At 75.7% G+C, this 19,760-nt stretch carries 14 protein-coding genes and 1 pseudogene; 7 read left to right on the forward strand and 8 right to left on the reverse strand.

Annotation, left to right across the window (positions count from 1 at the left end; all coding sequences use genetic code 11):
* The first annotated feature begins 13 nt into the window (after nucleotides 1–13).
* From AB0E19_RS28000 to AB0E19_RS28015, 4 genes are all read left to right on the forward strand, one after another.
* On the forward strand, nucleotides 14–1,570 hold the full coding sequence (locus AB0E19_RS28000) for a helix-turn-helix domain-containing protein (RefSeq protein WP_362184956.1): 1,557 nt from the start codon (nucleotides 14–16) through the stop codon (nucleotides 1,568–1,570).
* A gap of 9 nt (nucleotides 1,571–1,579) precedes the next feature.
* Nucleotides 1,580–2,206: a YigZ family protein gene (locus tag AB0E19_RS28005; protein ID WP_362184957.1), complete on the forward strand. Its 627-nt coding sequence runs from the start codon at nucleotides 1,580–1,582 to the stop codon at nucleotides 2,204–2,206.
* A gap of 354 nt (nucleotides 2,207–2,560) precedes the next feature.
* Nucleotides 2,561–3,736 (forward strand): exonuclease SbcCD subunit D, encoded by a 1,176-nt coding sequence (locus AB0E19_RS28010; RefSeq protein WP_362184958.1) that lies wholly within the window; start codon nucleotides 2,561–2,563, stop codon nucleotides 3,734–3,736.
* Nucleotides 3,733–6,777 carry an SMC family ATPase gene (locus tag AB0E19_RS28015; RefSeq protein WP_362184959.1) on the forward strand — a complete coding sequence of 1,015 codons (3,045 nt, stop codon included), beginning with the start codon at nucleotides 3,733–3,735 and terminating at the stop codon, nucleotides 6,775–6,777. Before AB0E19_RS28010 ends, AB0E19_RS28015 begins: the two co-directional genes overlap by 4 nt.
* On the opposite strand, the gene AB0E19_RS28020 is transcribed toward AB0E19_RS28015, so the two are convergent.
* The 3 genes from AB0E19_RS28020 to AB0E19_RS28030 form a co-directional block, all read right to left on the reverse strand.
* Nucleotides 6,767–7,225 carry an Lrp/AsnC family transcriptional regulator gene (locus AB0E19_RS28020; protein WP_362184960.1) on the reverse strand — a complete coding sequence of 153 codons (459 nt, stop codon included), beginning with the start codon at nucleotides 7,223–7,225 and terminating at the stop codon, nucleotides 6,767–6,769. The two genes, AB0E19_RS28015 and AB0E19_RS28020, sit on opposite strands and share 11 nt — an antisense overlap.
* Nucleotides 7,226–7,296: 71 nt before the next feature.
* Nucleotides 7,297–9,006: a DUF885 domain-containing protein gene (locus AB0E19_RS28025; protein WP_362184961.1), complete on the reverse strand. Its 1,710-nt coding sequence runs from the start codon at nucleotides 9,004–9,006 to the stop codon at nucleotides 7,297–7,299.
* Between the two features lie 41 nt (nucleotides 9,007–9,047).
* The gene (locus tag AB0E19_RS28030) at nucleotides 9,048–9,545 is read right to left on the reverse strand and encodes an Lrp/AsnC family transcriptional regulator (protein ID WP_360606804.1); all 498 of its coding nucleotides are present in this window, start codon (nucleotides 9,543–9,545) and stop codon (nucleotides 9,048–9,050) included.
* A gap of 60 nt (nucleotides 9,546–9,605) precedes the next feature.
* Here AB0E19_RS28030 and AB0E19_RS28035 point away from each other — a divergent pair, with 60 nt between their 5' ends.
* On the forward strand, nucleotides 9,606–10,817 hold the full coding sequence (locus AB0E19_RS28035) for a PLP-dependent transferase (protein WP_362184962.1): 1,212 nt from the start codon (nucleotides 9,606–9,608) through the stop codon (nucleotides 10,815–10,817).
* Here AB0E19_RS28035 and AB0E19_RS28040 read toward each other — a convergent pair.
* From AB0E19_RS28040 to AB0E19_RS28050, 3 genes are all read right to left on the reverse strand, one after another.
* Complete coding sequence (locus AB0E19_RS28040) at nucleotides 10,744–12,147, reverse strand: GNAT family N-acetyltransferase (RefSeq protein ID WP_362184963.1); 1,404 nt, start codon at nucleotides 12,145–12,147, stop codon at nucleotides 10,744–10,746. The genes AB0E19_RS28035 and AB0E19_RS28040 overlap by 74 nt on opposite strands.
* 145 nt (nucleotides 12,148–12,292) lie before the next feature.
* Nucleotides 12,293–13,945: an alkaline phosphatase D family protein gene (locus tag AB0E19_RS28045; RefSeq protein ID WP_362184964.1), complete on the reverse strand. Its 1,653-nt coding sequence runs from the start codon at nucleotides 13,943–13,945 to the stop codon at nucleotides 12,293–12,295.
* 158 nt (nucleotides 13,946–14,103) lie between these two features.
* A complete protein-coding gene (locus tag AB0E19_RS28050; RefSeq protein ID WP_362185028.1) occupies nucleotides 14,104–15,495 on the reverse strand; it encodes a PLP-dependent aminotransferase family protein in 1,392 nt (463 codons plus the stop codon).
* 215 nt (nucleotides 15,496–15,710) lie between these two features.
* Here AB0E19_RS28050 and AB0E19_RS28055 point away from each other — a divergent pair.
* A pseudogene (locus AB0E19_RS28055) lies at nucleotides 15,711–16,547 on the forward strand (DMT family transporter); the annotation flags it as partial.
* Between the two features lie 51 nt (nucleotides 16,548–16,598).
* Here the strand turns inward: AB0E19_RS28055 and AB0E19_RS28060 are convergent.
* Nucleotides 16,599–17,435 carry an alpha/beta fold hydrolase gene (locus tag AB0E19_RS28060; protein ID WP_362184965.1) on the reverse strand — a complete coding sequence of 279 codons (837 nt, stop codon included), beginning with the start codon at nucleotides 17,433–17,435 and terminating at the stop codon, nucleotides 16,599–16,601.
* A 319-nt stretch (nucleotides 17,436–17,754) separates the two neighbouring features.
* Here AB0E19_RS28060 and AB0E19_RS28065 point away from each other — a divergent pair, with 319 nt between their 5' ends.
* Nucleotides 17,755–18,489 (forward strand): GntR family transcriptional regulator, encoded by a 735-nt coding sequence (locus AB0E19_RS28065; protein WP_362184966.1) that lies wholly within the window; start codon nucleotides 17,755–17,757, stop codon nucleotides 18,487–18,489.
* A gap of 91 nt (nucleotides 18,490–18,580) precedes the next feature.
* Here AB0E19_RS28065 and AB0E19_RS28070 read toward each other — a convergent pair whose 3' ends face one another.
* A complete protein-coding gene (locus tag AB0E19_RS28070) occupies nucleotides 18,581–19,738 on the reverse strand; it encodes an ROK family transcriptional regulator (RefSeq protein ID WP_362184967.1) in 1,158 nt (385 codons plus the stop codon).
* Nucleotides 19,739–19,760 lie beyond the last annotated feature (22 nt).

Genomic DNA, 19,760 nt, shown 5'->3' on the forward strand with positions numbered 1-19,760 from the left:
TACGGTGCGGGCCATGACGTCCAGCCCGCCCGGAGCCCCCGGAGCCCCCGGAACCCGAGGAGGAACCCCAGGAGCCTCCGGAATCTCGGCAGCCTGCGGAACCTCAGGCGCTCCCGGAACCTCAGGCACCCCCGGAACCTCAGGAGCCTCTGGTCCGACGACCGGCCGTCCGGCCGACCCGCACGCCGCGCAGGGGGCGCCCGCCCGGCCCGGCCCGGCCGGCGGCTCCGGCGCGCACACCCGGCTGGACTCCGCCGGCGGCTCCGGCGCGCTCCGCCGCTCCCTCGCCGCCGCGCTGCTCGCCGACGTCGACCGGCTCACCGACCGGGCCGTCGAGGACATCCGCGCCCACTCCGGCACCTACGCCGCCGGCGACCCCGTCACCCGCGAGGACCTGTGGGCGATCTGCCGGGACAACATGCTGCGCGCCCTGGAGGACTTCGGCGGCCTCGCCCCCACCGGCGGCGACTTCGAGGGCGCCGCCCGCGAGACCGGCCGCCGCCGCGCCGAACAGGGCGTCCCGCTGGACGTCGTCCTCCAGGCGTACCGGCGCGGCGGCCGGGTCCTGTGGCAGGTGATGGCCGAGCACCTGCGCACCCGGGCCGGCCGCGAGGCGGACAGCCGCGACCTGGAGCTCGACGTCGCCGGCGCCGTCTGGGAGACCATCGACCGCTACTCGGTCGCGATGGCCGACGCCTACCGGCTCGCCCAGCTGGAGCTCCAGAACCAGCGGGACACCCGCCGGGCCGCCCTCTTCGACGCGCTGCTCGACGGCCGTGCCGACGACCCCACCGTCGCGGCCGCCGCGGCCGCCGCCCTCGGCGTGCCCGCCCAGGACCGGTACGTCGTCGTGGTCGCCACCCAGGACCCGGCCGCGCCGCCGCAGCCCGCGCCCGTCCTGGAGGCCCAGGGACTCTGGTCGTTCTGGCGCCCGCGCTCCGGCCGGTACGCCGGCGTCGTCCGCCTCCCGCGTCGCGACGCCCCCGCCGGCCGGACCCCGGCCCCGCCCGGCGCCCGGCCCGACCCGGCGCTGCTCCGGCTCCTCGACGCGCTGCGCGAACGCACCGGCGCCACCGCCGGCGTCTCGCCCGAGTTCGAACGCCTCTCCCAGGCGGGCCGCGCCCTCCGGCTCGCCGAACAGACCCTCCGCACCCTCCCCGCGGGCAGCGGTGAGGCCGCCGTCTTCGACGACCGCCTCGCCGAGATCCTGCTCGGCGGCCGCCCCGACATCGCCGAGCGGATCGTCACCGTCCACCTCGGTCCCGTCCTCGCCACCGGCGGCGAGCGCACCGCGCTCCTCACCACCCTCCGCGTCTGGCTCGACCACGGCTGCTCCGCCTCCCGCGCGGCCGACCTCCTCTACTGCCACCGCAACACCGTCCTGAACCGCGTCGGCCGCGTCGCCGAGCTCACCGGCCGCTCCGCCGAATCCGGCGAGGCCCGCCTCGGCTGGGCCCTCGCCCTGCGCGCCCTCCCCTTCGCCGGCCTCCCCGACACGCCCGGGGCCACCCCGCCCGTCGCGGGCCCCCCGGGACCGGGCGGCGCCGACCGGGACCCGTACGGCACGTAGGCTGGCGGGATGCAGGAGCAGTACCGCACGCTGGCCCACGAGGGCGTCCACGAGACCGAGATCAACCGCTCGCGCTTCCTCTGCGCGCTCGCGCCGGTCGCCGACGAGCACGAGGCACAGGAGTTCGTCGCCCGGATCCGCCGCGAACACCCGACGGCCACCCACAACTGCTTCGCCTACGTGCTCGGCGCCGACGCCTCCGTCCAGAAGGCCAGCGACGACGGCGAACCGGGCGGCACCGCCGGCGTCCCCATGCTCCAGATGCTGCTGCGCCGCGAGATGCGGTACGTCGCCGCCGTCGTCACCCGCTACTACGGCGGAGTGAAGCTCGGCGCGGGCGGCCTCATCCGCGCCTACGGCGGCGTCGTCGGCGAGGCCCTCGACACCCTCGGGACCATCACCCGGCAGCGCTTCCGGCTCGCCACCGTCACCGTCGACCACCAGCGGGCCGGCAAGCTGGAGAACGACCTCCGCTCCACCGGCCGCGCCGTGCGCGAGGTGCGCTACGCCGAGGCCGTCACCCTCGAGATCGGCCTCCCCGACGCCGACGTACCCGCCTTCCGGGCCTGGCTCGCCGACGTGACGGCCGGCACGGCCACCGTGGAACTCGGCGGCGAGGCGTACGGCGACGCGTGAGTCCGCTTCCGGCCGGCAACTCCCCGGTGTGGCCCCGGCCACCCTCCCCGCCGGGTTAGCGTGGTGGGTGGACGACACAGGAACGGATCCGGAGTCCGGGATCCAATATCCAAGATCCAAGATCTGGGATCCGCGATCCGGGATCCAGAGTCCGGGATCCCGCGGCCCCGATCCCGCAGCCGGGATCCAGGCGCCGGAATTCTGGATCCTGGATCTTGGATCCAACATCCAGGACACAAACTCCGGATCCGGGATCCAATATCCAGTAGCCGCGACACAAGATCCTGGATCCAGAATCTTGGATCCAGCACCAGGGGCGAGGAGCAGCACGCGCATGCGGGGTGGGACGACGACGTGAGGTTCCTGCACACCTCGGACTGGCACCTCGGCCGGTCCTTCCACCGCGTCGGCCTGCTCGAAGCCCAGGCCGCCTTCCTGGACCATCTCGTCGCCACGGTCCGTGACCGCGAGGTCGACGCCGTCCTCGTCGCCGGGGACGTCTACGACCGGGCCGTGCCGCCGCTGCCCGCCGTCGAGCTGTTCGACCGGGCGCTGCACCGCCTCGCCGAGGTCGGCGTGCCGACGGTCATGATCTCCGGCAATCACGACTCGGCCCGCCGCCTCGGCGTCGGCGCCGGACTGCTCGGCCGCGCGGGCATCCACCTGAGGACCGACCCGGCCGGCATCGGCACCCCCGTCGTCCTCGCGGACGCGCACGGCGAGGTCGCCCTCTACGGCCTGCCGTACCTGGAGCCCGCGCTGGTCCGGGAGCAGCTCGGCGCGGCGAGGTCCGGGCACGAGGCGGTGCTGGCCGCGGCGATGGACCGGGTCCGGGCGGACCTCGCCACGCGCCCCGAGGGGACGCGTTCCGTCGTCCTGGCGCACGCCTTCGTCGCGGGCGGCGCGCCCAGCGACAGCGAGCGCGACATCACCGTGGGCGGCGTCGCGGCCGTCCCCGCCGCCGTCTTCGACGGCGTCGACTACGTGGCCCTCGGCCACCTCCACGGCTCCCAGACGCTCACTCCGCGGGTGCGCTACTCCGGTTCGCCGCTCGCCTACTCCTTCTCCGAGGCCGATCACCGCAAGACCATGTGGCTGGTCGACCTGGACGGCGACGGCGCGATCGCCGCCGCCGAGCGCGTCGACTGCCCGGTGCCCCGCCCTCTCGCCCGGCTCCGGGGCCGGCTCGACGAGCTGCTCGACGACCCCGGGCACGAGCGGCACGCGGACTCCTGGATCGAGGCCACCCTCACCGACGCCGTCCGGCCCCACGATCCGATGGCCCGCCTCACCGCGCGCTTCCCGCACACGCTCAGCCTCGTCTTCGACCCCGAGCGCGCCGACACCGACTCCCTCGCCTCCTACGCCCAGCGGCTCCGCGGCCGCAGCGACCAGCAGATCGCGGAGGACTTCGTGAGCCACGTCCGGGCCGGCGGCGCCCTCGACGCGGCCGAACGGACCGTGCTGTACGGCGCCTTCGACGACGTCCGCGTCGAGGCGGCCACCACCGAGCGGGAGGCCGGCCGATGAGGCTGCACCGGCTGGAGATCACCGCCTTCGGCCCCTTCGGGACCACCCAGACCGTCGATTTCGACGCCCTGTCCGCCGCCGGGCTCTTCCTCCTCCACGGACCCACCGGCGCGGGCAAGACCTCCGTCCTCGACGCGGTCTGCTTCGCCCTGTACGGGAGTGTGCCCGGCGCCCGCCAGGCCTCCGGATCCACCCTCCGCAGCGACCACGCGCCGGTGGACACCCTCACCGAGGTGCTGCTCGACCTCACCGTCGGCGGGCGGCGTCTGGAGATCCGGCGCAGCCCCGCCCAGCCGCGCCCCAAGAAGCGCGGCGGCGGCTTCACCACGGAGAAGGCGCAGAGCACCCTGCGCGAGTACGACCCGGCCACGCGCGCGTGGACCGGGCTCTCCAGGTCGCACCAGGAGATCGGTGAGGAGATCACCCAGCTCCTCGGCATGAGCCGCGACCAGTTCTGCCAGGTGGTGCTGCTTCCGCAGGGTGACTTCGCCCGCTTCCTGCGGGCCGACGCCGAGGCCCGCGGCAAGCTGCTGGGCCGCCTCTTCGACACCCGCCGCTTCGCCGCCGTCGAGGAACGCCTCGCCGAACTCCGCCGCGTCGCCGCCCACCGGGTCGAGGAGGGCGACGCCCGCCTCCTCGCCCTCGCCCACCGCATGGCGCAGGCCGCCGGGGGGCTCCCCGCCGCGCGCACCCCCGTCGACGGCAGGCCCGGCGAACCGGGCCTCGCCGACGCCGTCCTCGGCTGGGGCGCCGTCGCCCGCACCGAGGCCCGCGAGGCCGCCGACATCGCCGGCGTACGCCTCGCCGCCGCCGAGCGCGCCGAGGGCCTCGCCCGCGCCGCCGCGGCGGAGGCCCGTGACCTCGCCGCCCGGCAGGCCCGGCACGCCGAGGCGCTGCGCCGCCAGGAGGCGCTCACCGCCCGTGTTCCGGAGCGGGACCGGGACCGGCAGGCCCTCGACCTCGCCCTCAAGGCCGACCGGGTGGCCCCCGCGCTCGCGCTGCGCCACGAGGCCGCCCGCGAACACGCCGGGGCGCTCGCCGACCGTGACGCGGCCCGCGCGGAACTGCCCCCCGAGCTCGCCGAGTCCCCGGCCGAGCGCCTCTCCACCCTGGAGAACCGGCTCCGCGAGGAGCTCGGCGGGCTCGCCGCCGCCCGCCGCGCCGAGAGCCGCGCCGCCGAACTCGCCGCCGAGCGCGTCCTCCTCGACCGGGAGGCCCGCGCCGACGAGGAGGCCCTCCAGGAGGCGGCCGGCTGGCTCGCCGACTGGGAGCCGCGGCGCGCGGCGCTCCAGCAGGCCGTCGACTCCGCGCAGGAGGCCGTCACCCGCGCCGAGCAGCTCGCCGGCCGGCTGGAACCCCTCCGCCTCCGGCTCGCCGCCGCTCGCCGCCGCGACGCCCTCGCCGAGGACCTGGCCCGCGCCGAGGAGCGGTACGCGACCGCCCGCGAGAGCCGCAACGCGGCCCACGAGACCTGGCTCGACCTCAAGTCCCGCCGGCTGCGCGGCATCGCCGCCGAACTCGCCGCCACCCTCACCGACGGCGACCCCTGCCAGGTGTGCGGCTCCACCAGCCATCCCGCCCCCACCGCCCCCACCGCCGACCACGTCGGCCGGGCCGCGGAGGAGGCCGCGTACGCCCGCTACACCGAGGCCGACGAGCGCGGCCGGGCCGCCGAGCGGTCGCTCGCCGGCACCCGCGAGGCGCTCGCCGCCGCCCGCGACGAGGTGCGTTCCCTGGGTGCCTCCGGAGCCTCGGAGGACCAGCCGACCGTCGTCGAACTCGCCGATGACGCTGCGCAACTGACCGCTCGTCATGCGGAGGCGTACGCGCTCGCCGGCCGCACCCACGCGGCGCGCGAGGCGCTCGCCCGGGCCGAGCGCGAGCACGAGGAGCGGGTCGCCGCCCAGCGGGACGCGGAGCGGCGCGTCGCCGCCCGCACCTCCCACCGCGAAGGCCTCGAACGGCAGCGGGCCGCGCTCGCCGAGGAGCTGGCGCGGGGCCGCGGCGCGTTCGCCACCGTGGCCGAACACGCCGGGCTCCTGGAGCGCCGCATCGCCCTCCTGGTCGGCGCCGCCGGGGCCGTACGCGCCGAGGAACTCGCCGCCGACCGCCTGAAGAAGGCGGACGCCCACCTCGCCGACGCCGCCTACCGGGCCGGTTTCACCACCCCGGGCGAGGCCGCCGCCGCCCTCCTCGACGAGCACCGCCGCCGCGCCTGCCAGCACCGGCTCGACGTCTGGCAGGCCGAGGCCGCCACCGTCGCCGACCGGCTCGCCGAGCCCGGTGTCGCCGAGGCCGCCGTGCTGCCGCCCGTCGACCCGGCCGGGGCCGAGGCCGCCCACGCGGCGGCCGAGCGCGCCCTGCGCGCCGCCGGCGCGGCGCTCACCGCGGCCCGCGAACGCGTCACCGGTCTCGCCGCCCTCGCCCGTCAGGCCGAGGCCGAGGTGCGCCGCCTGGGCCCGCTGCGGACCGAGCACGACCGGGTGGCCCGGCTCGCCGGGCTGACCGCCGGCACCTCCGCCGAGAACGAGCGCCGCATGCGCCTGGAGTCGTACGTCCTCGCGGCCCGGCTCGAACAGGTCGCCGCGGCCGCCTCCGCCCGCCTCCAGCGGATGTCCTCGGGCCGCTACACCCTCGTCCACTCCGACGCGCGCGCGGGCACCCGTCGCAGCGGCCTCGGACTCCACGTCGTCGACGCCTGGACCGGCAACGAACGCGACACCGCCACGCTTTCGGGCGGCGAGACCTTCTTCGCCTCGCTCGCCCTCGCGCTCGGCCTCGCCGACGTCGTCACCGACGAGGCCGGCGGCGTCCGCCTCGACACCCTCTTCATCGACGAGGGCTTCGGCAGCCTCGACGACCAGACCCTCGACGAGGTCCTCGACGTCCTGGACTCGCTGCGCGAACGGGACCGGAGCGTGGGCATCGTCAGCCACGTCGCCGACCTGCGCCGCCGGATCCCCGCCCAGCTGCAGGTCGCCAAGGACCGGCACGGCTCCTCGGTGCGCCTGCGCGCCGGCGGGGACGGTCTCAGCGACTGACGGAGCGGCGGGGGAGCGGCGAGGAGTAGACGACGCTGGTCGTGACCGAACCCAGCGTGCCGATCTTCCCGGAGATCTCCTCCAGGTGGCGCATCGACCGGGCGGCGACCTTGATCACGAAGCAGTCGTCGCCGGTGACGTGGTGCGCCTCCAGGACCTCGGGGGTGACGGCGACCAGGTCGTGGAAGGGCTTGTAGTTGCCGGTGGGGTAGCGGAGCCGTACGAAGGCGAGGATCGGCAGGCCGAGCCGCTCGTGGTCGACCACGGCGGTGTAGCCGGTGATCACCCCGGCGTCCTCCAGGCGCCGCACCCGCTCGGTCACCGCCGAGGGCGACATCGAGACGGCGCGGGCGAGGTCGGCGTAGCTGGCCCGGCCCTGGGCCTGGAGGGCGTCGAGGATCCGCCAGTCGGTGGCGTCCGGCGTGTAGTCGTGCGGGGGACCGTTCATGGGATCAGAGCCAACAGGGGTTTCCCCGGCGGATCAAGCCGGCCGCCGGGGAAACCTCCCGCGGGTTCCGATCAGAGCCGGGAGATCTCGTCCACCAGATCGTCCAGGCCCAGCGGCCCCTGGCTCAGCGCGGCCATGTGCCAGGCCTTAGCGTCGAAGGCCTCGCCGTGCGCCTCGCGGGCCCGCTCGCGGCCCAGCAGCCACGCCCGCTCGCCCAGCTTGTAGCCGATCGCCTGGCCCGGCATCGACAGGTAGCGGGTCAGCTCGCTCTCCACGAACGCCGGCGGCCGGCTGCTGTGCGCCTGGAAGAACTCCTGCCCGAGCTCCGGCGTCCACCGCTCGCCCGGGTGGAACGGCGAGTCCGCCGGGATCTCCAGCTCCAGGTGCATGCCGATGTCCACGATCACCCGGCAGGCCCGCATCATCTGCGCGTCCAGGTACCCGAGCCGGCGCTCCGCGTCCGGCAGGAAGCCGAGCTCGTCCATCAGCCGCTCCGCGTACAGCGCCCAGCCCTCGGCGTTGGCGCTGACCATGCCGATGGTGGCCTGGTAGCGGGAGAGGCGGTCGGCGACGTGCGCCCACTGCGCGATCTGGAGGTGGTGCCCGGGGACGCCCTCGTGGTACCAGGTCGACACCAGGTCGTAGACCGGGAAGCGGGTCTGCCCGTCGACCGGCAGCCAGGTCCGGCCGGGGCGCGAGAAGTCCTCGGAGGGGCCGGTGTAGTACGGGGCGGCCGCGCCGCCCGCCGGGGCGATGTGGGACTCCACCTTCCGCACCCGCTCGGCGAGTTCGAAGTGGGTGCCGTCCAGCGCGTCGATCGCCTCGTCCATGAGCCGCTGGAGCCACTCGCGGACCTCGTCGACGCCCTCGATGTGGGTGCCGTGCTCGTCGAGGTGGGCGAGGGCCTCCCACGGGTCGGAGCCGGGCAGGATCCGGTCGGCCTCGGTCACCATCTCGGCGCGCAGCCGGTGGTACTCGGCCCAGCCGTACGCGTACGCCCGGTCGAGGTCCAGGTCGGTGCCGTTGAAGTAGCGGCTCCAGCGCCGGTAGCGCTCGCGCCCCACGGTGTCGGGGGCGCCCGCGACGGCGGGGGCGTACACGTCGCGCATCCAGTCCCGCAGCGCGGCGAGGGCGGCGCTCGCCTCCGCGGCGGCCGCGGCGAGCTCGCCGCGCAGCTCCGCCGGCAGGGAGTCCGGGCGCTCGGCGGCGTACTGCTCGAACCAGCCCGGCCCGCCGTCACGGCCCGCCCAATCGGCGAGCTGGTCGACGAAGGTGGCGGTGGCGCGCGGCCCGCCGTACAGCTTGCGCTCCAGACCGCGCGCGAGCGAGGCCCGGTAGCCCTCCAGGGCGGCCGGGACGGCCCGCATCCGCTGTGCGACGGCCGCCCAGTCGTCCTCGGTCTCGGTGGGCATCACGGTGAAGGCGATCCGGACGCTGTGCACGGGCGAGCGCATGTTGCTGACCGCGCACAGGCCCTCGTCGGCCTCGTGCACGGCCAGTTCGGCGGTGAGCCGCTCCCGGAGCAGGCGGGCACAGCGCCGCTCGGCGTCGCTGTCCGCGCCCGGGGTCCGCTCGGCCTCGTCGAGCAGGGCGAGGGTCCGGCGGGCGAGCTCGGCCACGGCCTCCTGGCCTTCGGGCGAGAAGTCGGGGAGGCGTCCGGCGCTCTCCCGGACGCCCAGGTGGGTGCCGGTGATCGGGTCGAGGGCGATGAGGTCGTCGACGAAGGCGTCGGCGACCTGACGGGGCAGGTGGCTGCGGGAACTCTCTGGCATGTGACTCATCCTGGTGCCTGCGCCGGGCTCCCGTCACCCTCGTCCGGTCCTCACACGGCTGACAAGGACGCTCCCGCGCCGGGCGGGAGGAGCGGGCCGCACTCCCACTGCTGGAAGATCAGCCGGGTCTCGACCCGGGCCACCTCGCGCTGCGAGGTGAACTCGTCCAGGACGAGTCGTTGCAGGTCGGCGGGGTCGGCGACGGCCACGTGCACCAGGTAGTCGTCGGGTCCCGTGAGGTGGAAGAGCGCCCGGGACTCGGGCAGGGCCCGGATCCGGTCGACGAAAGGACCGATCAGTTCGCGCCGGTGGGGCCGGACCTGGACGAGCAGCAGCGCCTCCAGGCCGCGGCCGAGTTTGGCCGGATCCAGTCGGAGCTGGTGGCCCAGGATCACCCCGGTGCGACGGAGCCGGGCCACCCGGTCCAGGCAGGTGGAGGGGGCCACGCCGACCTCGGCGGCGAGTTCGCGGTAGGTGCTCCGGGCGTCGTTCTGCAGAAGGCGGAGAATGTGCAGATCGACCGCGTCCAGTACGACAGATTCGGCCATCCGTCGAACGTAGCACGGAGATTCACCGCTACCTTCCGGTATCCGTTCACAGTGCGGGCCATGGACGCCATGGATCACGCCCCTTCGGCCACCCCGAAGGCGCTCGCCACCGAAGCCGTGCACGCCGGCCGGGAAGACCTCGCCGCGCTCGGGCTGCACGCCCCGCCGCTCGACCTGTCCACCACCTACCCCTCGTTCGACGCCCGGGCGGAGGCCGCCCGGATCGACGAGTTCGCCGCGACCGGCGCCCGGCCCGACGGCCCGCCCGTCTACGCCCGGCTCGACAACCCGACCGTGGCCCGCTTCGAGGACGCCCTCGCCCGCCTGGAGGGCACCGAGGCCGCCGTCGCCTTCGCCAGCGGCATGGCCGCCCTGACCGCCGTCCTCCTGGCCCGGGCGAGCCAGGGCCTGCGGCACGTCGTGGCGGTCCGCCCGCTCTACGGCTGCAGCGACCACCTCCTGGACGCCGGGCTGCTCGGCACCGAGGTCACCTGGACCGACCCGGCGGGCGTCGCCGACGCGATCCGCCCCGACACCGGCCTCGTGATGGTGGAGTCCCCGGCCAACCCGACGCTGGCCGAGGTCGACATCCGGGCCGTCGCCCACTCCTGCGGCTCGGTGCCGCTCCTGGTCGACAACACCTTCGCCACCCCGGTCCTGCAGCGCCCGGCAGGCCTCGGCGCGCGGATCGTCCTGCACAGCGCCACCAAGTACCTCGGCGGACACGGCGACGTCATGGGCGGCGTCGTCGCCTGCGACGAGGAGTTCGCCCGCGAGCTGCGCCGGGTCCGCTTCGCCACCGGCGGGGTGCTCCACCCGTTCGCCGGCTATCTGCTGCTCCGGGGGCTCTCCACCCTCCCGGTCCGGGTGCGCGCCGCCTCGGCGGCCGCCGCCGAGCTGGTGCGCCGGCTGGCCGCCGACCCGCGGATCGCCCGCGTCCACTACCCGGCGATCGGCGGGGCGATGATCTCCTTCGAGGTGTACGGCGACCCGCACGAGGTGATCGCCGGCGTCCGGCTCATCACCCCGGCGGTCAGCCTCGGCAGCGTCGACACCCTGATCCAGCACCCCGCGTCCATCAGCCACCGCATCGTCCACGAGGGCGACCGCCGGGCGTCCGGCGTCAGCGACCGGCTGCTGCGGATGTCGGTGGGCCTGGAGGACGTCGAGGACCTGTGGCGCGACCTCACCGAAGCGCTCAGCGCTCGCTCCGACGGGCCTGCGGACGCGTCTGCTCACTCCGTCGCGCTGTCGGGTCGAGCCGGGCGGTGATCACCAGGGTGCCCTCCTCGATCTGGTAGTCGAGGGGCAGGCCGAGCGCCCGCATCGCCGCGACCATGCCGGTGTTGGACGCCTGGGTCACGGCGTAGACGCTCTCGCACCCGGCCTCCTCCGCCATCGCCACCAGCCGGCCGAGGAGTTCGGAGCCGATCCCGCGGCGCTGCCAGTCGTCCTCGACGAGCAGCGCCACCTCGGTCTCGTCGCCGTCCCACAGCAGGTGGCCGAGGGCGACGAGCCGTCCGGAGGCGGTCTGCACGGCGAGGGTGCGGCCGAAGCGGGGGCTCAGCAGGTGGTCGAGGTACCGGTCCGCGTCGCCGACCGGCCCGTGGTAGCGCAGACCCAGGGTGCGGGCCGAGCAGCGCTCGTGCAGGGCGCGGGCGGCGGGCCGGTCGCGCTGGTCGGCGCGGCGGACGGTGATCTCGTTGCCCTCGGGGAGGGTGAAGACGTCCTGGCTGCGGGGGACGCGGGGGCCGAGCCGCGCGTCGAGCTCGACGAGCGCGCGGGCCCGGGCGAACTCGGTCGGCGTGAAGGGGAGATGGGGCCGCTCGATGAGCAGCGTGCCCCCGCTGGGGTCGCGCAGCTTCATCACCGTCTCCTCCAGCACGCCCTCGACGGGGGCCTCCTCGCCGGTGGGCCGACCGGTGAGGGAGACCGCCGGGATCGAGTGCAGGGTGCAGCGGCCGAGGAGGCGGCGCAGCGCGAGGGGGAGTTCGGCGGCGTCGAGCGCGGTGCGGGTGGCGAGGCCCAGGACGCGGGTGGGGGTGTCCACGAGGTCGTGGGCGTCGGCCCGTTCGGTCCAGGTGTCGCGTCCGCCGGCGGCGGCGGTCTCGCGGGCGAGGTCGGCGGCGGAGAGGCCGGTCGGGGCGCGGAGCAGGAACTCGTCGACCGTGCCCACGGTCAGCGGGTGCGTCTGGAGGGTCAGGATGTCGACGCCGAGCCGGGCGAGCACCGTGCACAGCGCGGCCAGGCTGCCGGGGGTGTCGTCGACCGTCGTCCGCAGGCGCCACAGGGCCGTACCGGTGGACTCCGGCGCGCCGTCCGGGGCGGATCCGCGGACCGGGGCGGGCGCCGGTGCGGCCGCGGGTGTCGGTCCGGGTGGGGCATGGCTGTGCCTCCGTGCCCACCAGGTGTGGAAGCCCGCGGTGGCGACCAGCGCGATCGCCGAGAAGACCAGCAGGTAGGGGCCTTCGGGTCCCTTGACGATGGTCTTGGCGATCGTGTCGGCCACCACCACGGCGGTGAACAGGGCCGCGAGCTCGATCAGGTCGTGCCGCCAGTGGTGCGGGCGGCGGGTGCTCTTCGAGGACGTCACGTCGGTCATGGCTTCACTGTGACCGAGTGGTGTTGCGTGATCACGAACGCTTTGTGACTGGCGGGTTAAGTGGCGATCTGGAGCAATTCTGACCGATTCGAGCCACTTCTGTCATGTCGTGATCGGTCCCCTGACGGAGTCCTGTCCGGGGAGCCTACTGCCCCACCAGCCCCGGCCGCAGCACCTGGGTGAACAGCACCGCGTCGTCGTCCGCGCGCAGCCGCACCGTCAGCTCCCCGCTGCCGCCGTCGATGTCCACCTCGCCGAAGTACTGCGGACTCTCCATCGGCGACACGTTCGCCCGCTCGGGCGCCCGCACGAAGACCCGCTCCGGGCCGAAGGTGCCGTCGAGCCTGTTGGCCGGGAAGCCGCCCGCGGCCAGCGGGCCCGACACGAACTCCCAGAAGGGCGCGAAGTCCTGGAAGGCGGCCCGCTCCGGCGCGTAGTGCTGCGCGGAGGTGTAGTGGACGTCCGCGGTCAGCCAGACGGTCCCGGTGATCCGCCGGTGCTTGACGAACCGCAGCAGCTCGGCGATCTGGAGCTCCCGCCCGAGCGGCGCGCCCGGATCGCCCTGCGCGATCGCCTCGAAGGCGGTCGCCCCGTCCGGGACGACCAGCCCGATCGGCATGTCGGCGGCGAGGACCTTCCACACCGCCCGGGACGCCGCCAGCTCCCGCTTCAGCCAGGCGAGCTGCTCCGCCCCGAGGATGCCCGTGGTGTCGTCGGCCTGCCGGCCGGGCGAGTTGGCGTTGCGGTACGAGCGCATGTCGAGCACGAAGACGTCGAGCAGCGGCCCGTACCGCACCACCCGGTGCATCCGGCCGCCGCTCCCGATTCCCGCGCCGGGACGCAGCGTGGAGACCGGGTAGTACTCGGAGAAGGCGCGGGAGGCCCGGGCGGCGAGCACGTCGACGTCCTTCTCGGTGTAGCGCGGGTCGTCCAGGATCTGCCCCGGGTACCAGTTGTTCCGCACCTCGTGGTCGTCCCACTGCGCCACCGTCGGCACCTGCGCGTTGAAGGCCCGGACGTTCCGGTCGAGCAGGTTGTAGCGGAAGGTGCCCCGGTACTCGTCGAGCGTCTCCGCGACCTTCGCCTTCTCCGGCGTCATCAGGTTGCGCCACACCCGCCCGTCGGGGAGCGTCACCGACGGCTGCAGCGGCCCGTCGGCGTAGACGGCGTCGCCGCTGCACAGGAAGAAGTCGGGGTCCAGGCGGCGCATCGCCTCGAAGGCGCGGAAGCCGCCGATGTCCGGGTTGATGCCCCACCCCTGTCCGGCGATGTCGCCGGACCAGAGGAACCGCACGCCGTCGCGGCGCCGCTCCGGGGCCGTCCGGAAGGAGCCGGTGAGCGCCTCGCTCGTGCGCCGCGGATCGTGCGGGTCGGCGAGGACCACCCGGTAGTGGATCCGCTCGCCGGCCGGCAGGCCGTGGAGGGGCGTCGTCCCCGTGAAGTCGGTGCCCGGACCGAGGAAGGGACCGGGGTGGCGGCGGACCCGGCGGAACGACTCCGTCGCCGAGGTCTCGACGATCATCCGGGCCGGCCGGTCCGACCGCACCCACACGAGCCCCGAACGGGCGGTGACGTCGCCGGCCTGGACGCCCCACCGCGCCTCGGGGCGGCCGGACAGGGCGAAGGCCGGCGCCGCGAACCCCGCGCCGCCCAGGGCGAGTCCGGCGGAGACCGCGAGCGAGCCCCGCAGCACGCCGCGGCGCGCCGGCGCGGGCACCGGAGCGGGCGCGGGAGCGGGAGCGGGCGCGGAGGCGGGCGACGGGGCGGCGGGGTCGGAACCGGGCGGGTTCATGGTCATACGGAGCCTCCGAGGGCGCGTCAGGGCGACCGGACGTCACGGCTGCCGGACGTCAAGGCCGGTCACCGGTGCGCGGGTTCGCACCGGCCGTCCCCTGCCTAGCCGCCGGGAGCGGCGCCCGCGCGAACCCCGCGTGAACAGCTCGCCCCGGCGCCCGCTCACCGGCCGCCGAGCGCCTCCGCCGCCCGCCGTACCCCTTCCGCGATCACCGCCGGCGCCAGGTGCGCGTACCCGATCACGAGCCGCACCGCCCCGTCCACCGGCCGCGCCGTCCCGTACTCCTCCAGCGGGCGCAGCACCACCCCGGCTTCCGCCGCCCTCGCCACGAACCGGTCCGGGGGCCCGTACCGGGCCGGCAGGCGCGCGATGACGTGCAGCCCCGCCGCGATGCCGGTCACCGACGTCCCGGGGAAGTGCCGTTCGAGGGCGGCGAGCAGGGCGTCCCGCCGCTCGCGGTACGCCCGCTGGCAGCGGCGCAGCTGCCGGTCGTACCCCCCGCTCGTCACCAGGTGCGCCAGCGCCGCCTGGTCCAGCGACGGATGCCCGAGGTCCATGGTCCGCTTCCGCTCGACGACCTCGTCGAGCAGCGCCCCGGGCAGCACCATCCAGCCGAGCCGCAGCCCCGGCGCGAGCGACTTGCTCACCGAGCCCGCGTACACGACCCGCTCGGGGTCCAGGCCCTGCAGCGCGCCGACCGGCGCCCGGTCGTACCGGAAGTCGCCGTCGTAGTCGTCCTCCAGGACGTGGCCGTCCACCGTCCGCGCCCAGTCCAGGAGCATTCCGCGCCGCTCCGCCGACCACGCGATCCCCGAGGGGAACTGGTGCGCCGGCGTCACCACCACGGCCCGTACGTCCGCCCGGGCGAGCGGGCCGGGACGCAGCCCCTCCCCGTCGAGCGGCAGGGGCACCACGTCCAGGCCCGTGGCCGCGAAGAGCCGGTCGTGCTCCGGGCTGCCGGGGTCCTCCACGCCCACCGCGCGATGCCCGCGCGTCCGCAGCACCGTGCCCAGGAGCGTCGTCGCCTGCGCCACCCCGGAGCACACCACCAGCCGGTCGGGGTCGGCCACCACGCCCCGCCGCCGGGCGAGCAGCGCCGCGAGCGCGGCGCGCAGCACGGGCAGCCCGCGGGGGTCCGGGTAGCCGAGCGCGCCGTGCGGCAGCCCGGCGAGCACCGCCCGCTGCGCCGCCGCCCAGGCCGTGCGCGGGAACAGCGACAGATCGGGGGTGCCGGGCCGGAAGTCGGCGAACACCCCGGGCGCGGGCACCGGGGGACCGCCGGGACCCGCGGCCGCAGCCGCCCGCCCCGTGCGCACCGTGCCGCCGACCCAGGTCCCCGAGCCCCGGTCGCTGCGCAGATAGCCCTCGGCCGTCAGCTGCTCGTACGCCTCCGTCACCAGGCCGCGGGAGACCCCCAGGTCGGCGGCGAGCGCGCGGCTGGACGGCAGCCGGGTGCCGGCCGCGAGCCGCCCGGAGCGCACCGCCTCGCGCAAGGCCTCCTGAAGGGCCCGGCCCCGCCGCCGGGCAGGAGCCCCAGCCGCCGGAAGCAGCACCTCCCAGGCAGGCTGCGCCCCGCTGTCCCGAGCGGGCGTCCCGGCCGCGCCCGAGGCGGTCTCCGGCGTCCCGGCCGCGCCCGAGGCGGTCCCCGGCGTCCCGGCCGCGCCCGAGGCGGTCTCCGATGGCGTTCCGGCCTCGCCCGAAGTGGTCCCCGATGACGTCATGGAAGTGGACCTTAACCGGGACCGCCCGGCTCCCTAGCGTCAGGAGCATGAACGCGAACGCCCTGCGCGGGGTCCTGCTCGTGGCCCTCGCCTACGCCCTCGTCGGAGCCTCCTTCACCGCCAACGGCCTGCTCGGCGACTACCCGTACGCGGGTGGGCAGGCCCTCCGGTACGGCGCCGCCTGTCTCCTCCTCCTGCCCCTCCTCGGCCGCGGCGGACTCGCCCCGCTCCGGCTCCTCGGCGTCCGCCAGTGGACGCGGATCGCCGTCCTGGCCGCCGTCGGCATGGTCGGCTTCAACCTCGCGGTGCTCGCCGCCGAGCGCACCGCCGAACCCGCCGTCCCCGGGGTCGTCGTCGGCTGCGCGCCGATCGTGGTCGCCGTCCTCGTCCCGCTCCTCGAAGGACGGCGGCCCGCGCCACCGGTCCTGTACGGGGCGCTGCTCGTCGCCGCGGGCGCCTTCACCGTGCAGGGGTGGGGGCGCACCGACCCGGCCGGGCTCGGCTGGTCGGTGGCGGCGCTGGCGGGCGAGGTCGGCTTCACCGTGCTCGCGGTGCCGGTGCTGCGCCCGCTCGGGCCCCGGCTGCTCACGGTCGCCGTCTGCGGGGTCGGGGCCGTGGAGGCCGCGCTGCTCGGGCTCGCCGTGGACGGGACCGGTTTCGTGCGGATGCCGAGCGGGGTGGAGGCGGGGGCGCTGCTGTGGCAGGCGGTGCTCGCGACCGTCGTCGGTTTCGTCCTCTTCTACATGGGGGTCGAGCGGATCGGCATGGAGCGCGCCACGCTCTACACCGGCGCCATCCCGGTGGCGGCGGCGCTGAGCGCCGCCGTGGTCGGCCAGGCGGCGCTCGGGCTGCCGCAGGCGGCCGGTGGTCTGCTGGTCGGTGCCGGGGCCGCGCTCGGCACCGGGCTGCTGACGCGACGGAAGGCGGCGGCCGGCTCAGCCGGTGGCGCTGCCGTCGAGGACGACGCGCGCGACGAGCGCGGGGTCGTCGTTCATCGGGACGTGGCCGCAGCCGGGCAGCCGCACCAGGCGGGCGCCGGGCAGGGTCCGCTTGGCGCGGACGCCCTGGCGGCGCGGGAGCAGCCGGTCGCGGCTGCCCCAGGCGACGGTGACCGGCACGGACGGGACGTCGTCGTGGAAGAGGACGCCGCGGCCGGCCGCGAGGGTTTCGTCGAAGCCGGTGGCCTCGCGCAGCGCCATGGTCTCGGCGGCGGCCGCCTCGGGTGAACGGCGGCCGGGCCGGCCGTAGATGGTGCTGGTGAGCAGGGTGCGGCCGGCCGGGGTCCGGGAGAGCCGGCCGATGAGCGGGACGGGCATCGCCCGGGCCGAGGCGCGCATCGCGCGCAGGGTCGTGAAGGCGTAGAGGCGCTCGGCCTCGGACCAGAATCCGGCGGGGGAGAGGGCGGTGACCGAGCGGACGGCCTTCTCGCGGCCGAGCTGGAGGGCGAGCAGTCCGCCGAGCGAGTTCCCCGCCACGTGCGGGCGCTCGGCGCCGAGGGCCGCGCAGAAGGCGGTGAGCACCGGGGTCACGGTGGCCAGGTCGTAGGCGCAGCCGGGCGGGAGGCCCTCGGAGACGCCGAAGCCGGGCAGGTCGACGGCGATGACGTCCCGCTCGGCGGCCAGGACGTCGAGGACCGGTTCCCAGGCCTGCCAGTGGTGGCCGATGCCGTGGAGCAGGAGCAGTGGTTCGCCCGCCCCGCGGCGCTCGTACGTCAGGGACGTGGTGCGCGGACCCCGAGGGGTCTCGAACTCGAACACGATCCGTGCAGGCATGGCGGCTCCCTCGCGCATCCTCTTAGACGTCCTGTCAGCAAGGATTACCGGTCGGTAGTCGCCAGTTCAAGAGCCGTGCACGACGCGTTCGGGCCCCGCCCGCCGATCCGGCGGGCGGGGCCTTGTGCTGCGCGCGCCTCACGAAGGTGCGAACGTCCTGTGAACGATCAAGGTCAGAGGGTCACATTTCCGGACGTTCGGCAGAGGATTGGTCTTGACCAAGGTGGTGGCTCGCCTTATCGTCGCAGAGTTAGTGCAGGAACCTTTAATAAACAAGGGCGCGGAAACGCCGCGGGACACGGCGAATTCGGAGGACAGGGTGGGGACCACACAGCTGGAAGCGGTTCAGGAACCGAAGTACCAGCACCTCAAGACGGTGATCGGCGAAGCTCTCGACTCCGACTTCGCGGTCGGCGAGATCCTGCCCAACGAGCGCGAGCTCGCGGCCCGCTTCGGCGTCGCCAGGGCAACGCTCCGCCAGGCCCTGGAGCAGCTGGAGCTGGAAGGGCGCCTCCAGCGCCGCCGCGGTGTCGGCACCACGGTCGCGCCCCCGCGCGTCGGCGTCGACGTCTCGACCACGCAGCAGGCCTGGCCCGGCGTCGGCGACGACGCCTGGCAGGCCCAGGACTCCGTCCTCGGCACGGCGCCCGCCGCCGTCGCCCGCCTCCTGGAGACCCCGGCCGGCGAGTCCGTGCACGTGGTGCGCCGGGTGCGCCTCAGCCAGGGACAGGCCGTCGCAGCCGAGCTGCTCTACGTGCCCGCCGCCTCGGTCGCCGGGCTCACCGCCGACGCCGACGGCGCCGCGAGCGCCCCCGCCGTGCTGCGCGAGCTCCAGCACCTCGCCCTCGACGGCCAGGACCGCTCCGTGGAGCTGGGGTCCGCGCGCGCCGACGACGCCAAGGAGCTCGACCGGCTGCCGGGTTCGCCGGTCCTCGTCGTGACGACCCGCTACCTCTCCGGAGGCCGTACCGCGGCCGTCTCCGTCGCCACCTACCGTGCCGACACCTGCCGCCTCACCTTCGGCGACTCCGCCGACCTGGCGATGGCCTCCTGACCCGAGGGGCCGCACGCCGCCCCGATCCGTACGACGAAGACCCGGCCTCACCGAGGCCGGGTCTTCGTCGTACGCACGCGCGTGGGCACGCTCAGCGGCGGGCCGTCACCCCGCCCTCGACCGCGAACAGCTGCTCCTCGACGTGGTCGAGGGCGAGCCGCAGCGCGCCCGTCGCGACGGCCGCCTCGCCGAGCAGCGAGAGCACCACCCTCGGCGGTCGCAGGCAGAAACGCGCCAACTCCTCGCGGAGCGGCGGGAGCACCCCGTCCAGGCCGGCCGCCCAGCCGCCGACCACGACCAGCTCCGGATCGAGCGCCAGGACGAGCGCGCCGACGTCGTGCACCAGCCGCTGGGTGAACCGCTCCACGGCGGCCTGGGCCCGCGCGTCGCCCCGCCTCGCCAGCGTGAAGACCTCCGCCACCGCCTGCTCGTCCAGCGGGTGCAGCGGCTCGTCCGTCGTCGACAGGAGGTGCTCCGGCGTCACGCCCCGCCCCAGCAGGTGCAGCGCGCCGATCTCGCCGGCCGCGCCGCCGTATCCGCGGTGCAGCCGGCCGCCGATCATCGAGCCCGCCCCGGGGCTCAGCCCGGCGAGGACGAAGACGATGTCGTCGGAGTCGGTCGCGGCGCCCTTCCAGTGCTCGGCGACGGCCGCCGCGTTGGCGTCGTTCTCCACGATCACCGGGCAGCGGAAGGAGCGGCGCAGCCGCTCGCCGAGCGCGAGGCCCGTCCACCCGGGGAGCGCGGTGCCGAGCCGGACCGTCCCGTCGGCCTCCACGATGCCGGGGGTGCCGACGCCGACCGCCCGCAGACTGGGCCGGGGCACCCCGGCCCTGCGCAGCACGTCGGCGACGACCGCGCGCACCTTGTCGAGACGCTCGTCCTCGGGCGCGGTCTCCGACACCTCGCGGGCACCGGCGCCGATGATCCGGCCGTCCAGGCCGGACAGGAGCGCAGCGACGCGGTGCGGACCGATCTCGATGCCGAGCAGATGGCCGGCCTCGGCGCGGAAGCGGAACCTGCGGGCGGGCCGGCCCTGACGCCGGGCCTCGCCTTCCTCGGGCGCCGCCTCGACGACCAGACCGCCCTCGATGAGGCCCTCGACGACGCCTTCGACGGTCGGCCGCGACAGGCCGGTGATCCGGGTCAGGTCCGTGAGGGTGCGCGCGTCGGAGCCGCGCAGCGCATGGAGTACCACCGCGGAATTGATCCGCCGCAGCAGAGACGGATCCCCGCCGGTCAGCCGCCCCACCGTGTGTCCTCCCAGCTCGTGC

This window comes from Streptomyces sp. NPDC047974, assembly GCF_040653375.1.
Lineage (GTDB): Bacteria > Actinomycetota > Actinomycetes > Streptomycetales > Streptomycetaceae > Streptomyces.